This window comes from Thalassococcus sp. BH17M4-6 (assembly GCF_049323015.1).
Classification (GTDB): Bacteria; Pseudomonadota; Alphaproteobacteria; order Rhodobacterales; family Rhodobacteraceae; genus Puniceibacterium.
The window spans coordinates 106,121-120,044 of sequence record NZ_JBMPGU010000001.1 but is presented as its reverse complement, the minus strand read 5'-3'; the positions used below and the strand labels follow the sequence as shown (position 1 = coordinate 120,044).

At 66.2% G+C, this 13,924-nt stretch carries 12 protein-coding genes; 2 read left to right on the top strand and 10 right to left on the bottom strand.

Going from position 1 to position 13,924, the window contains the following annotated elements:
- Positions 1–3 precede the first annotated feature (3 nt).
- From ACOXXX_RS00530 to ACOXXX_RS00495, 8 genes are all read right to left on the bottom strand, one after another.
- Entirely contained in the window at positions 4–852 is an 849-nt protein-coding gene (locus ACOXXX_RS00530) for an SMP-30/gluconolactonase/LRE family protein (protein ID WP_422824585.1), read from the bottom strand.
- Positions 849–1,457, bottom strand: coding sequence for a 2-dehydro-3-deoxy-6-phosphogalactonate aldolase (locus ACOXXX_RS00525; protein ID WP_422824584.1), 609 nt, complete (start codon positions 1,455–1,457; stop codon positions 849–851). The genes ACOXXX_RS00530 and ACOXXX_RS00525 overlap by 4 nt, the downstream gene beginning before the upstream one ends.
- Complete coding sequence (locus tag ACOXXX_RS00520; protein WP_422824583.1) at positions 1,454–2,365, bottom strand: 2-dehydro-3-deoxygalactonokinase; 912 nt, start codon at positions 2,363–2,365, stop codon at positions 1,454–1,456. Before ACOXXX_RS00520 ends, ACOXXX_RS00525 begins: the two co-directional genes overlap by 4 nt.
- A 17-nt stretch (positions 2,366–2,382) precedes the next feature.
- The gene (locus ACOXXX_RS00515; RefSeq protein WP_422824582.1) at positions 2,383–3,150 is read right to left on the bottom strand and encodes an SDR family NAD(P)-dependent oxidoreductase; all 768 of its coding nucleotides are present in this window, start codon (positions 3,148–3,150) and stop codon (positions 2,383–2,385) included.
- Complete coding sequence (locus ACOXXX_RS00510; protein ID WP_422824581.1) at positions 3,147–5,249, bottom strand: alpha-galactosidase; 2,103 nt, start codon at positions 5,247–5,249, stop codon at positions 3,147–3,149. Before ACOXXX_RS00510 ends, ACOXXX_RS00515 begins: the two co-directional genes overlap by 4 nt.
- Entirely contained in the window at positions 5,249–6,097 is an 849-nt protein-coding gene (locus ACOXXX_RS00505) for a carbohydrate ABC transporter permease (protein WP_422824580.1), read from the bottom strand. Before ACOXXX_RS00505 ends, ACOXXX_RS00510 begins: the two co-directional genes overlap by 1 nt.
- Positions 6,098–6,153: 56 nt before the next feature.
- On the bottom strand, positions 6,154–7,074 hold the full coding sequence (locus ACOXXX_RS00500) for a carbohydrate ABC transporter permease (protein ID WP_422824579.1): 921 nt from the start codon (positions 7,072–7,074) through the stop codon (positions 6,154–6,156).
- A 105-nt stretch (positions 7,075–7,179) separates the two neighbouring features.
- Positions 7,180–8,445 (bottom strand): ABC transporter substrate-binding protein, encoded by a 1,266-nt coding sequence (locus ACOXXX_RS00495; RefSeq protein WP_422824578.1) that lies wholly within the window; start codon positions 8,443–8,445, stop codon positions 7,180–7,182.
- 173 nt (positions 8,446–8,618) lie between these two features.
- Between ACOXXX_RS00495 and ACOXXX_RS00490 the strand changes: the two genes are divergently transcribed.
- Together ACOXXX_RS00490 and ACOXXX_RS00485 are read left to right on the top strand one after the other, a co-directional pair.
- Positions 8,619–9,419, top strand: a complete 801-nt coding sequence (locus ACOXXX_RS00490; protein WP_422824577.1) for an IclR family transcriptional regulator — start codon at positions 8,619–8,621, stop codon at positions 9,417–9,419.
- Between the two features lie 3 nt (positions 9,420–9,422).
- Positions 9,423–10,475: an ABC transporter ATP-binding protein gene (locus tag ACOXXX_RS00485; RefSeq protein ID WP_422824576.1), complete on the top strand. Its 1,053-nt coding sequence runs from the start codon at positions 9,423–9,425 to the stop codon at positions 10,473–10,475.
- Positions 10,476–10,623: 148 nt separating this feature from the next.
- On the opposite strand, the gene ACOXXX_RS00480 is transcribed toward ACOXXX_RS00485, so the two are convergent.
- Both ACOXXX_RS00480 and ACOXXX_RS00475 read right to left on the bottom strand, forming a co-directional pair.
- The gene (locus ACOXXX_RS00480) at positions 10,624–11,505 is read right to left on the bottom strand and encodes a transglutaminase family protein (protein ID WP_422824575.1); all 882 of its coding nucleotides are present in this window, start codon (positions 11,503–11,505) and stop codon (positions 10,624–10,626) included.
- 6 nt (positions 11,506–11,511) lie between these two features.
- On the bottom strand, positions 11,512–13,911 hold the full coding sequence (locus tag ACOXXX_RS00475; RefSeq protein ID WP_422824574.1) for a circularly permuted type 2 ATP-grasp protein: 2,400 nt from the start codon (positions 13,909–13,911) through the stop codon (positions 11,512–11,514).
- Positions 13,912–13,924: the final 13 nt, after the last annotated feature.

Genomic DNA, 13,924 nt, shown 5'->3' with positions numbered 1-13,924 from the left:
CGGTTAAAGCAGGACCCGGTTGGCGGCCTGCCCCTTGAACCCGGTGGGCACCGAAAACGTCATGCCCGCCAGACGGTCGTCTACGCCTGCCCCATCGGCGGCAGAGGTCACGAACATCGTGGTCAGGTCGGCACCGCCAAAGGCCGGGCAGCTGGTTTGCCCCGCGGCAAGCCCAAGGGCAGTCATGAACCGCCCCTCGGGCGAATAGCAGGCGACGCGGCCCGCGCCCCATTGCGCATTCCAAAGGTTGCCCTGCCCGTCGCAGACCGCCCCGTCGGGCTTTAGCCCTTCGGCGCGCAGGTCGATCCAGTCCTCGGGCGGTGCCGATGGCCAGCCGTCGGCATCCAGCGTCACCCGGCGGATCACGTGCGTGGGCGTGTCGGCGAAATAGGCATAGGCCCCGCCGGGCGCAAAGCAGATCGCGTTGGGGATGGTGACGGAATCGTAAAGCATCCGCACCTGCCCCTGATAAAAGCGATAGATCGCCCCCGCGCCGGACTCTGCCTGCTTGCCCATGGTTCCGATCCAGAAGCCGCCCCAGGGATCCGCGCGCCCGTCGTTCGATCGGGTCACGGGATTGTCGGCCTCAAGATCGGCCACATGGGTTTCGGTGTCGGTTTCGGTGTCAAAGGTGAAAAGATCGCGTTCGGATGCGATCAGCAGCGTCGTGTCATCGACCCAGCCCGCGGCGGATACCATCCGGTCGAACTGCCAGAACCGTTCATGCTGATCGACGCTGGCGTAAAGCCGCCCCTTGAGGATGTCGAACCAGTACAGCGTCTGGGTCTGCGGGTGCCACAGCACGCCCTCACCCAGATCGCAGGCGGTGTCGGAATAGATCAGATGGCTCATGTCGTCAGTGCCTCGTCATATGCCGCCACGATGTCGCGGGCACGGGTGGCGATGTCGGCGGCCGGACGGCCCGCCTTGTAAAGCGCCGACCCGATGCCGAACCCCGTCGCCCCGGCGGCGAACCACTGGGCGAAATTGTCAGGACCGGCACCGCCCACTGCATAGCATTTCGTGCCCTTCGGCAACACTACCGCAATAGCGGCAAGCCCCTCGGGCCCGATAAGCGAGCTGGGAAAGAACTTAAGCCCGTCCGCCCCGGTGCGCAGCGCGGTAAAGCATTCGGTCGGTGTCATCACGCCGGGATAGCTCAGCATCCCGGCCTTCTTGGTGGCCATGATCACCCGCTGGTTGCAATCGGGCGATACCACCAGACCCGCGCCGATCTGCGCCAGGCGCTGCACCTCTTCGGGGGCCAGCACCGTACCTGCGCCGATGAGCGCGCGCTCGCCATAGCCCCTGACCATGGCGGCGATGCTGTCGAACGGGCGCGGCGAGTTGAGCGGCACCTCGATCCGGGTGATGCCCGCATCAATCAACGCCTCGGTGATGGCGGGGGCTTCTTCCGGGGTCAGGCCACGCAAGATGGCGATCAATTCGCGGGTCATTGGGCGGGGTCCTTCAGACTTTGATGGGCGGCGCGCAGACCCTGCAGGGTCATGCGGTCGGCATCGGTGAGTGTGACGGGGCAGCCCTGCGCCTGCAGCGCCTGCCGGTAAGGCGCAACAAGCGCGTCGTCGCCGATGAGCACGACCTCGCGGCCCAGCCAGTAGGGTTTCGCGGCGCCGATCTCGATCCCGATAAGCAGGCCCGAGAGCCGTGCCCGCGCGGTCACCGGATCAAGATCGCCGACCAGCGCCTCGGCCCGCAGGCCGAACAGCCCGCCGGCAAAGACGGCGGGCCGGGTCATCGCATCCTCGCAGGCCTCGGCAAAGGCGGCATCGTCCCAGCCGCTGGCGGCGATGGAATGACGCAGGACCGAGGATTTGCTGAGCAGGGCAAAAAGCTCACCCGTCATGAAGGTGCGAAAGCTGACGATTTCCCCGGCCGAGATATGCGCCCATTTGCAGTGGGTGCCGGGCAGGCAGATCACACCTTCGAACCCGGGGTTGAGCGAAAGGAACCCGGCAATCTGCGTTTCTTCGCCGCGCATGACATCCGCCGGGTGCATCTGCTTGACCCCGGGCAGGATGCGCACGCGCAGGCGCGGATCGTTCGTGCCCACCAGCCGCGCGGCATCGGCCGTGGGCGGCGCGCAGGGCACAGCGGCATAGGGCGCTTCGGCCCAGCCCTGCCGCGAACCGGCCATGCCGCAGACCATCACGGGCGTGATCGCCCCGTCGGTCAGCGCATCGCCCACCAGATCCAGCAGCGCCGGCTCGAACCCGTCCCGCTCAAGCGTGCCCATCCCCTTGGCAGAGCTGCGGTGATCCAGCACCGTGCCGCCTGCATCCAGCAGCCAGGCCCGCAGATGCGAGGTGCCCCAGTCGACCGCGATCCAGTCGGTTTGCGTCATGCCCGTCCCATTCGTCATCAGCCCGTCACCACCACGCCGCCGTCGACAACCATCACCTGCCCGGTCATCATCGCGCCCGCGTCCGAAGACAGGAACAGCACCGGACCGACGATATCCTCGGGCTGTATCTCGCGTTTCAGGCACTGCTTGTCCAGCATCGCGGCCAGCGCCTCGGGCGTGACCCACAGCTCGCGTTGCTTGTCGGTCATCACCCAGCCGGGGGCCAGCGCGTTGATGCGCACGCCGTCAGGGCCGAATTCGCGCGCCAGGCTCCGGGTCATCGCGGTGATGCCGCCGTTGGCGGTGGTATAGCCGGTCATGCCCGCCATTCCCATCATGTAGCTTATGGACGAGAAATTGACGATTGCGCCACGCCCCGCCGCCTGCATCCCCGGCAGCACCGCCTGCGCAGCAAAGAAATAGGCCTTGAGGTTGATCGCCTGCATCCTGTCCCAATAGGCCTCGTCCACGTCGAGCGAGGCATGCCGCTGGTCGTTGGCGGCGTTGTTGATGAGATGCAGCACGGGGCCATGCGCGTCAGCCGCGTGATCCACGGCGGCGCGCAATGCCGCGACATCGGTGATGTCGCAGCGCAGGAACAGCGGCGCACGGCCGTGTTTGGCCTCCATCTCGGCGACAAAGGCGCTGGCGTCGGACCGCTGGACAAAGGCGACCTTGGCGCCCTGCCCCAGAAACCCGTCCGTCAGCGCCGCACCAATGCCCGACCCGCCGCCGGTGATGAAGACCGACGCGCCGTCGAGGTCGGGAAAGATCGCGTTTGTCATGTCTCACTCCTTGCGTCCGTCAGTCTACGGCCCTCGACCACCCACATGGTTTCAGGAAACCGCCAGGGCAGCGTCAGCCCCTGTTGCATGAGATACGCCCCGCTCAAGGTCAGCGCCGCCTGCTTCAGCGCCGGCGCTCCGCGTGACAGGCCGGTCGCCTCATCGGCGTTGAGCAGCCGCACCTCGTACCGCGACGCGGGGTCGAGACCGGCCAGCGGCAGCGGGCGCGGGGTGATCTGGGCGCTGCTGGCGTTCTGCCCGGCAAAGACCACGAACCGCCCGCCATCGCGGGCCAGCTGCAGTTCCGCCGTCACCGCCGGATCGGGGCTGTCCAGCCGCAGGATGTCCGCCGCCATGCGCCAGTCGCGGTTGGCCTTCCACCAGGCGGTGACGCGCTGCAGGACGGCCGCTTCCGCTTCGGTCAGTTCGCGCGGGTCCATCTCGAACCCCATCTGCCGCTGCGCCGCGACCCAGGCGCGCATGGCCATGCCGATGCGGCGGCCCGAGGTGTGACAGTGGCGCGGGCCGACATGGCTGCCGGTGATCGAGGCGGGCAGGAACAGCGCCGCGTCATGCTGGATGCGCAGGCGTTCCAGCGCGTCGTTGCTGTCGGAGAGCCAGACCCGCTGGGTACGGCCAAGGATGCCGAAATCGATGCGCCCGCCACCGCTGGCGCAGGTCTCGATCTCGACCGCAGGAAAGGCGGCGCGCAACCGGTCGAGCAATGCATAGGTGCCGCGCGTCTGGGCCGCGTCGGGCATCGGCAGGACGCGGTTGTGGTCCCATTTGATGTAGTCGACCGGATGATCGGTCAGAACCTTGGCGATGCGGTCGTGAAGATGCTCCTGCACCTGCGCGTTGGCCATGTCGAGCACCCGCTGCTGGCGGCCCTCGATCTGATCGTCCGGGCCCAGGATCCAGTCCGGCTGCGCACGCGCAAGGTCCGAGTTTCGGTTGACCATCTCGGGCTCGAACCAGATGCCGAAGCTGAGGCCCAGCCCCCGCACATGGTCGATCAGCGGACCAAGGCCATCGGGGTATTTGCGCGCATCGACCGTCCAGTCGCCAAGACTGCTGGTGTCGTCGTCGCGCCGCCCGAACCATCCGTCGTCAAGCACGAACCGTTCCGCCCCGAGGGCTGCGGCGCGGCTGGCGATGTCCTTGAGCGTCGGCAGGTCGTGGTCGAAATAGATCGCTTCCCAGCAGTTGTAATGCACCTTGCGCGGCGCGGCGGCATCGACCCAGGGGATGTGATGGTCATGCAGGTAACGCTGGAACGCCCTGCCCACGCCATTGAGCCCGTTGTCCGACACGGTGAGGTACAGCGGCGCGGTGGCAAAGCGCCGGGCAAGGCCATGTTCGGTGCCTGCGGCATGACCGAACTGAACCTGACGGCGACCATCGGGCAGTTCCTCGGCGATCATCCGGTGCCCGCCGGCCCAGCCATAGTGCAGCGCGTGCACGGTGCCGCGGGTGTTGGTGGCCCCGGCCCCCGGCAGCAGCAGCGCCGGGAAATGGCTGTGGTCGGTGCGCCCCAGACGGCTTTCGCGCAAGAGCGACCCGGCGCTCCAGGGGGTGTGTTCGATCCGGAACTCGCCAATCCAGCGGCCTGCCACGTGCAGCCGGTCGGTCCCGCCCTCGGGCGCGGGCACGGCGGGGGCGCACAGCCAGTCCAGCCGCAGGTCGGTGTCGGCGGCAATTTCGGCCTCTGCGGTCAGGATGTCGGTGCCAGGCACGACGGCAAAGCGCGCGGTATAGCGCAGACCAAGCCGCGCATCGACATGGTGCAGCGCCAGCTGACCCGGCGCCTCGTCCGCATGGGAAAACACCAGCCGCGGGTAGATCGGTGCGCCGTCCGCACCCCGCACGCACAGCCCCGACTGACCGGGAAAGGACCGCGCCGCTTCGGGGCACAGCGTCAGCGGCGGCAGCGCGTCGATCATCCCGCCGGTCACGTCGCGCACGGCGGCGCCGGCAAGCGTTTCCAGATCCTCGCCCGCAGGCAGTGTCAGCCCCCAATAGACGACCTGCGCCATTTCCCCCGGGCGAGCGGCCAGCACCAGGGTCTGGCGGCCTGCGTCCAGTCGAAACCCCTGCATTACTTGACAGCGCCCAGCGTCAGCCCCGCGATGAAGTGCTTTTGCATCAGAAAGAACATCAGCACAGGCGGCAATGCGGCAACGATGGAACCGGCACTCATCAGGTGATAGGCCGCGCGGTATTGCGCGTTGAAGCTGGTGATGCCGGCGGTCACGGGCTGGGATTCGGCCCCCTGAGTCAGCACCACAGCCCAGAAATAATCGTTCCAGATGAAGGTAAAGATCAGCACCGCCAGCGCCGCGATGGCGGGTTTCATCAGTGGCAGCACCACATACCAGAAGATGCGCCATTCGGCGACACCCTCGACCCGCGCGGCCTCGATCAGGGGGAACGGCAGCGCGCGGATGAAGTTGCGCATGAAAAGCGTGCAGAACCCGGTCTGGAACGCGACGTGGAAGAGCACAAGCCCGGTCTTGGTGTTGTAAAGCCCCATGTCCAGCGTCAGGTCGCGCACCGGCACCATCAGGATCTGAAACGGCACGAAGTTGCCAGCGACGAACATGAAGAAAAGCCAGATATTGGATTTGAACTTGTAGACGCCAAGCGCAAAGCCCGCCAGCGACGACAGCGCCACCGCGCCGATGACCGTGGGCACGGTGATCAGCACGGAATTGAGCATGTAGCGCGGCATGTCCGAGTTGAAGAAGACCTGGCCATAGTTGGCGGCGGCGTCAAAGGACGACGGCCAGCCCCAGTAGTTGCCGGTGGTGAAATCCGCCCCCGGCTTGATCGAAAAGATCGCCACGGCAATGAGCGGCAAGAGCCACATGATCAGCGCCAGCGGCAAAAGCGACTGATAGCTCAGCTGCCAGCTGCGCGAGGATTTCTGGATCGGTTTGGGAAACATGTGCTATCCCCTTTCACGGGCGGCGACATCGGGTGTGATCAGGGCCTGGGTCATGATCAGCGGGCCTTTTCCTCTGACCACATCGACCACAGGAAGTAGACGATGAAGACCAGCATGATCAGGAACAGCACCACCGCGACGGCCGCGCCATAGCCCATGCGGAAGCCGTATTCCGACAGCGCCTTTTCGAACATGTAGAACGACAGCACCCGGGTCTGGCCGAAGGGCCCGCCGCCGGTCATGATCGAGATGAGGTCAAAGGACCGCAGCGCGCCGATGATGGTCACCACGAAGGCGATGAAGGTCGCGGGTTTGAGCTGCGGGACAACCACGTACCAAAGCATCTTCCAGCCCTTGGCCCCGTCCAGCCGTCCGGCTTCGACCTGTTCGGGATCGACCGCGTTGAGGCCCGTAAGGTACAGGATCATGCAATAGGCGGTCTGCGGCCAGAGGCCTGCGATGATGATGCCATAGGTCGCCAGCGACGGATCGCCCAGCACGTTGATCGGGCCCAGCCCGAAAACCCCCAGCACGTTGTTCAGAAGCCCAGCGTCGGGCAGGTAGAACCACGAAAACACCAGCCCCACGACGACCTGGCTCAGCACGAAGGGAAAGAAGAACAGTGACTTGTAGATGCGGATGCCGGTGACCGTCTGGTTGAGGAAGATCGCGATGAACAGCCCCGCCGGGATCGCTAGAAGATAAAGCAGCAACCATTTGAGATTGTTGACCAAAGAGACCTTGAAGGCGGGGTCGTCCGCCAGTTCGGCATAGTTGCCCAGACCGATGTAGCGCGCCTCGCCCAGGCCGTCCCAGTCATAGAACGAAATCGCGATGCTCTGGTAGATCGGGTAGATCACGTAGAAAAAGAAGAACAGGATGGCCGGGGCCAGGAACAGCCAGGGCGTCACGGCGATCTCGTTGCGCTTGTACCAGCTGCGCTTGGCGCGGTCTGTGGGCAGGGCTGCGGTGGTCATCGGACGCTCCTTCCGGTCGCAATCGCCTGCCGGGTCCGCGCGGCGGCGGCGCGGCGGGCGTGAGGACGTCAGCCGGGCACGTCGCGCGCGCCCGGCTGCAAAGGCTTACTGGTAGACCCGCTCGCGCACTTTCTCGAGCCGGTTGAGGATGTCGTCGAGGTTGTCCGGGAACACCATGAATTCCTGGAAGCCCTGCATCGCCTCTGCCGCCATTTCCGCCGGGAAATCGCGGTCAAAGAACTGCGCGACCCCGCCCGGGCTGTTGGACGACAGCATCTCGAACCCTTCGTTGAGGAACTTGTCGTCATCGACCGAGGATTCGGAGTTCACCGGCAGCTGACCCAGCGCATCGCCCGCGTTGATCTGGGTCTGAACATCCGGCGACACCACGAACTTGAGGAAAGCGCGCGCCGCGTCCTTGTTCGACGCATTGGCCGGGATGTGGAATGTGTCGGTCGGCGCGTCTTCGGCCAGTGCGACATCCGGGTTGATCGCCGGGAACTGGTAGAAGTCGAGCTTGCTGTCATCCAGCCCCGCCTCGCGCAGCGGCGCCACGGTAAAGTTGCCCATCAGCATCGCCCCGGCATCGCCGCCAACAAGGAAGGGCAGCGCCTCTTGCCAGCTGTAGGACTGGTGGTTGTCGACAAACGCGCCCATGTCCAGAAGCTCGCGCCAGTTTGCAAAGGTCGCGCGGACGCGGTCGTCGGTCCAGGGCACCTCGCCACGGGCCAGTTCCATGTGGAAATCATAGCCGTTGGTGCGCAGGTTGAGGTAGTCGAACCAGCCGCCGGCGGTCCAGTAGTTCTTGGACCCCAGGGCAAAGCACTTGCGGCCCGAATCGATCAGCGCCTGGCAGTTGGCCTTCATCTCTTCAAAAGTGGCAGGCTCGCTCAGCCCCAGCTCTTCGTAGATGTCCTTGCGGTAGTAGATGCCCCATTGATAGTAGGTGTAAGGCACGCCCCACTGCTTGTCGTCAATGGTCATCGCGCCCTTGGTCGAGGCGAGAGCATCGGCGATTTCCGGCTCTTCCCACAGGTCCGACACATCCTCGAACAGGCCCGCGTCGACGTAGGGGCCCATGCGGTTGGCCGCGTACCAGTTCGCCACATCGGGGCTGTCGGCGGTCAGAAAGTTCCGAATCTGGGTCTTGTAGGCCTCGCGGTCGATCACCGTGAGTTCGATGTTCAGATCGGGGTGCATTTCACCGAACTGGGCCACCAGCCCTTCCATCACCGCGCGCGGCGCGGGGTTCGACATGTCCGAGAAAATCTTGAGATCGCCCGTCAGGGCCTGGTCTTGGGCAAAGGCCTGCGGGGCCGCGAATGCAGCCAAGGCCAGCGCCGACAGCGACGCCTTCAACGTGGAATGCATGGTGTCCTCCCTAATGCTTCCGGTACGAAACCCGGGCTTCGGTCAATGGGCCTCCTCTTTGTCCCATTATTTGAAACCTAGTTTTGCATATTGAAATCATAACGCCGAGTCGCCTATGCTTGTCAACAGCCGAATCCCGAGGAGGGGGTGACGGCGACGGGAGGAGAGCCAGGATGCGGGACGCCGGGGACGGGACAGTCGCAAAGGCGCTGGAGGTGCTGGATCGCGTGGCGGCCTACGGGCGGCCCGTGCGGTTTTCCGACCTGCTGGAAAACAGCCCCTACCCCAAGGCGACGCTGTATCGCTTCCTGCAGACCCTCACGCGGCAGCGCATGCTGTCCTACGATCCCGACCGGCAGACCTATGCGCTTGGCATGCGGCTGGTGAAGCTAGCGCATACCGCCTGGGCGCAGTCGTCGCTCGCCCCGATCGCGCAGGACCATCTGGACCGGCTGAGCGGAATGATCGGCGAAACCGTGCACCTGGCGCAGCTCGACAACGGTCAGGTTCTTTACGTGGACAAGCGCAACGCCCGCCAGCCGATCCAGATGTTCGCGCAGGCGGGCAAGATCGGACCCGCCTATTGCACCGGCGTCGGCAAGGTGATGCTGGCCCACCTGCCCGAAGAGGCGCTGGATCAGGCGCTGGCGCGGCAAAGCTGGCACCGCTTCACCGACCACACCCACACCGGCCCCGACAGCCTGCGCGCCGAGCTTGCGCAGATCCGCGCCAATGGCTTCGGCTATGACCGCGAAGAGCATGAGCCCGGCATCATCTGCATCGCCGTGCCGATCCTGACCGCCACGGGCGGGGTCCTGGGCGCGCTGTCGGTCACATCATCCACCAGCCGCACCGATCTTGACCAGCTGGGGCGACTGTCGATCCCGCTGCGCCAGACCGCCGAGGCCATTGCCCGGGATGCCCAGCCCTGGGCCTTTCCGCAGACACAGACACGCAAACAGGGAGGAGCCTGAACCATGTCCGGAGTGACGCTGAACAAGGTGATCAAACGCTACGGCGACGTCCAGGTGATCCACGGGATCGACCTGCAGATCGAGGATGGCGAATTCTGCGTCTTCGTGGGCCCCTCGGGCTGCGGCAAGTCCACGCTCTTGCGGATGGTCGCGGGGCTTGAGGAAACCACCGAAGGCCAGATCACCATCGGCAGCCGCGACGTGACACGGATGGACCCGGCCGAGCGCGGGGTGGCAATGGTGTTCCAGACCTACGCCCTTTATCCGCATATGACGGTGCAGGAAAACATGGGCTTCGGGCTCAAGATGAACGGCCATCCCAAGGCCGAGATCGCCGAAAAGGTGGCCGAGGCGAGCCGCATCCTTAAGCTGGATGACTACCTCAAGCGCAAGCCCGCGGCCCTGTCTGGCGGCCAGCGCCAGCGGGTCAGCATCGGCCGGGCCATCGTGCGTGGGCCCGAGGTGTTTTTGTTCGACGAACCGCTGTCGAACCTCGATGCCGAGTTGCGCGTCGAAATGCGCGTGGAGATCGCCCGTCTGCACAAGGAAATCGGCGCCACGATGATCTATGTCACGCATGATCAGGTCGAGGCGATGACGCTGGCCGACAAGATCGTGGTGCTCAAGTTCGGCGAGATCGAACAGGTGGGCGCCCCGATGGATCTGTACCGCGACCCCGACAACAAGTTCGTCGCCGGGTTCATCGGATCGCCCGCGATGAATTTCGTATCCGGCACGGTAAAAGGCGGGCGCATCGCGGTCGAAGGGTTGGGCCTTGATCTGCCCGCCCCCGCCGCGGCAAGCGACGGCCAGGCGGTCGATGTCGGCCTGCGCCCCGAACACCTGACGGTGACGCGCGACGGGCCGCACCGCGTCGACATCGCCGAAAGCCTGGGCGGGGTGTCCTATGCGCATCTGATCACCGGCAAGGGTGAAAAGATCGTGGTCGAGGAACGCGGCACCCACCGGTCGAAAAGCGGCGACAGCGTCGGCGTCGAGATCGACCCGGAGCAGGTCTTTGTGTTCGACGCGAAGACGGAACTGCGGTTGCGATAGCACGTCGGACAGGCTGCCGGAGTCCGTCTATGCCGGGCGTTTCCGTAAGGGAGCAAAGCACCGAAGCCTTGATGCCGCGACCGGCCTGTCCGCCCGCGCGCGTTTTTCTTGAGAAAAACGGACCGGAAATCTTGAGATTTCCGTGCCTCTACCCGCCCAGCGGGATCACATCGACGCTGTGGGTGCTTTTCTGGGTGCCCGAAGACCGCACCGCGCCCTTGACCGGCGCCACGTCAGAATAATCGCGCCCCACCGCGACGGAAATATGATCCGACCCGGCCAGCAGATCGTTGGTGGGGTCGTATTCGATCCAGCCCAGCTCGATCCCGCACCAGACCCGCACCCAGGCGTGCATCGCATCCGCCCCTTCCAGCCGCGGCTGGCCCTCGGGCGGTTCGGTGCGCAGAAAACCGCTGACATAGCCCGCCGGAATGCCGATGCTGCGCAGCCCCGCGATCATCACGTGGCTGAAATCCTGACAGACGCCGTGACGGTTGGCAAAGGCTTCGGACGGCGGCGTGTCGACATCCGTCGCCTTGGGATCAAAGCGCATCTCGGCATGCAGCGCCTGACCCACCGATTGCAGCGCGCCAAGCGCGGTACAGCCGGGCACGAGCGCGGCGCGGGTGAAGGCGGTGATCGCGGGATCAAATCCCACGCGCGGCGAGGCGCTGAGGAAATGGTGCGGGCTTTCAGGGTCCAGCCCGGGCTGCGCCGCCAGTTCCTGCGCCAGCCGCGGCAGCGACGGCGACAGATCGAACTGCAAGGGCCGCGACAGCCGTTCGACCCGTGACTGCAGCGTCACCTTGAGCGTCTTGATCGGCTGGTGAAAGGCCAGTTCGGCAATGGCATTGCCGAAGAAATCGCTGCGGTCGCTGCGTTCCGCCGGGCGCGGGGTCACGCTGATCATGCCGGTGATCCGGCGCTGTTCGCCGATCCGGTTGGCGGGCAGCACCCGCAACACGTTGCGCGCCTGCGCCGAGGGGCGTCCGTAGTCGTAGGCGATGGTCAGCGACAGATCATAGAGCATGGCAGATCACGTCAGATAACTGTTGGTCAGCGTGTCCGAAAGCTGGGTCAGCGACCGGCTGAGCGCCTGCAAGCGGCCTGCATCCATCCTCGCAGGTTCGGCCGTGGCCAGCCGCGTTTCGATCCTCAGGATCGCGGCCGACAGCGGCGACAGCGTGCCGTTGACCTCGGCCTCGGGCAGTTCGGACACCAGCCTGCGCATGAACGATACCTGAAACCGGATCGACCGGGGGTTGCGGTGATCCAGCGCCAGAAGGTCGATGACGGTGTTGCGGTTGGTCTCGATCAAATAGCGGCGGCGGTGCGCCATCACCGAATCGCCCAGCTCGATCGCGATGTCGAAGCCGCCCTCGGGCGCGTCGGGCGCGCAGAAATCCCCCAGCACGTAGGCCATGCTTTGCGCCCGTTCCAGCGCCCGGCCCAGGCTCAGGAACCGCCAGCCGGAAAACCGGTACATGTTGTCGTGCACCAGGCCCGAAAACGCCGCCGTGCCGCGCAGCATCTGGCCCAGGGCGCGCGCCGCCTCGTCGCCGTGCGACACGCGGCTGCGGCGGTCGGCGATGTCGTCCTGCAGGGCGCGCAGCGCGGTCCAGCCGTCGATGGAAAACCGGTCGCGCACCTTGGACGCGCAGCGGATGGCATACATGACCTGATCCGGGATCGCCTGCGGCACCGGCTGGTCCAGCGGCACACCCGAACGTTCCAGAAAAGCGCCGATGCGGCGCACCCGCGCATCGCGCAGATCGCCGGTTTCCGCCAGCCGCATGTGGCTGGCGCGCACCAGCCGGATCAGCCCCTCGGCCCGTTCCACGTAGCGGCCCAGCCAGAACAGGTTGTCGGCGGCGCGGGCGGGCAGCAGGCTGGGCGTGGCGCGCTGAAACGGGCCGTCCTTGGCCACAAGGCTGTCGGCAGGCACCGGATCGTCGCTGACGATCCAGACATCCGCGACCGACCCGCCCTTGCGCAGCGCCAGCGCGGTGGCATCGCCCGACCGCCCGATCCGGGCATAGCCGCCCGGCATCAGGGTCCAGCCCTGGTCGGTCCGCGCGGCAAAGACCCGCAGCATCACCGGCCGCGGCACCAGCGCGCCGTTGTGAAAGACCGGCGTGGTCGACAGACTCACCGCCTCCTGCCCCACCAGGTGCCGCGCCTGCTGGTCGATCCACTGGCTCAGATCCTGCGCCCGGCCATCCTGGAACCGCCCGGCGATCACCGTGTCGGGCCCCACCTCGAACGGCAGGTCCTGGGAATAGGCGTTGGCAAGCATCATCCGTCCCGCGTTCTGACGCACGTACTGCCGTTCCTTGTCCTGCCCGCACCACCAGGTGGCGATGTTGGACATGGCCAGTGGCTGGCCCTGCAGGTGCCGGGCGATGCGCGGCAGGAACGCCAGCAGCGCGCGGGTTTGCAGCACCCCCGTCCCCAGCGCGTTGAGCATGGACAGATGCCCGCCCCGGATCGACGCCGCCAGCCCCGGCGTGCCGATCTGCGATCCGTCGTCCAGTTCCAGCGGATCGGCAAAGCTCGCATCCATGCGCCGCCAGAGCACCGACAGGGGTTTGAGCCCTGCGACGGTGCGCACCATGGTGCGCCCGTTCTCGACCGTCAGATCCTCGCCTTCCAGCAGCATCAGGCCCAGGTAGCGCGCGATATAGGCGTGTTCGAAATAGGTCTCGGTCCCCAGGCCCGAGGTCAGGATGCCCAGCCGCCCATCGTTGCCGCGCGCCGCCGCCTGCATCGCATCGCGGAAGGCCCGGAAAAAGCCCGACAGCCGGTGAATGTGCCCCTGCGGGAACGGATCGGAAAAGGTGCGCGTGGTCGCCACCCGGTTTTCCAGCGCAAAGCCCGCGCCCGACGGTGCCTCGGTCCGGTCGCCCAGCACGAACCACGACCCGTCGGGATTGCGGCCCAGTTCGAACGCCAGGAAATGCAGGTAATGCCCCGAGGGCGGCGCCACGCCCACCATCGGGCGCAGCCACGCCGGATTGCCCGCCACCAGTTCCGGCGGCAGGTGGCCCGACCGGACCAGATCGCCGGGGCCGTAAAGGTCCGCCACCACCCGTTCCAGCAGATCGGCCCGCTGCCGCAGGGCGGCGCTGATCTGCTGCCATTCGCCCTCGTGCAGCAGCACCGGCACATGGCTCAGCGGCCAGTCCCGTTCGGTGGGGCCATCCTCGCGGTACTGGCGAAAGAACACGCCCGCGTCGCGCAGGTACCTGTCGCCCCTCGCAAAGCGCCGGGCCAGATCCTCGTCGCTCAGCCGGGCGAAGCGGTCGAGGAACGGTTTCCAGACGGCGCGCACCTGCCCGCCGGGGCCGATCATCTCGTCCGCGACGCCCGCAGGCACGCTGTAGTGCGCGATCAGCGCCGCCGCCGGGTCATGCTCCATACTGTCGGGCCAGTCCATCCGTCACCTCCCC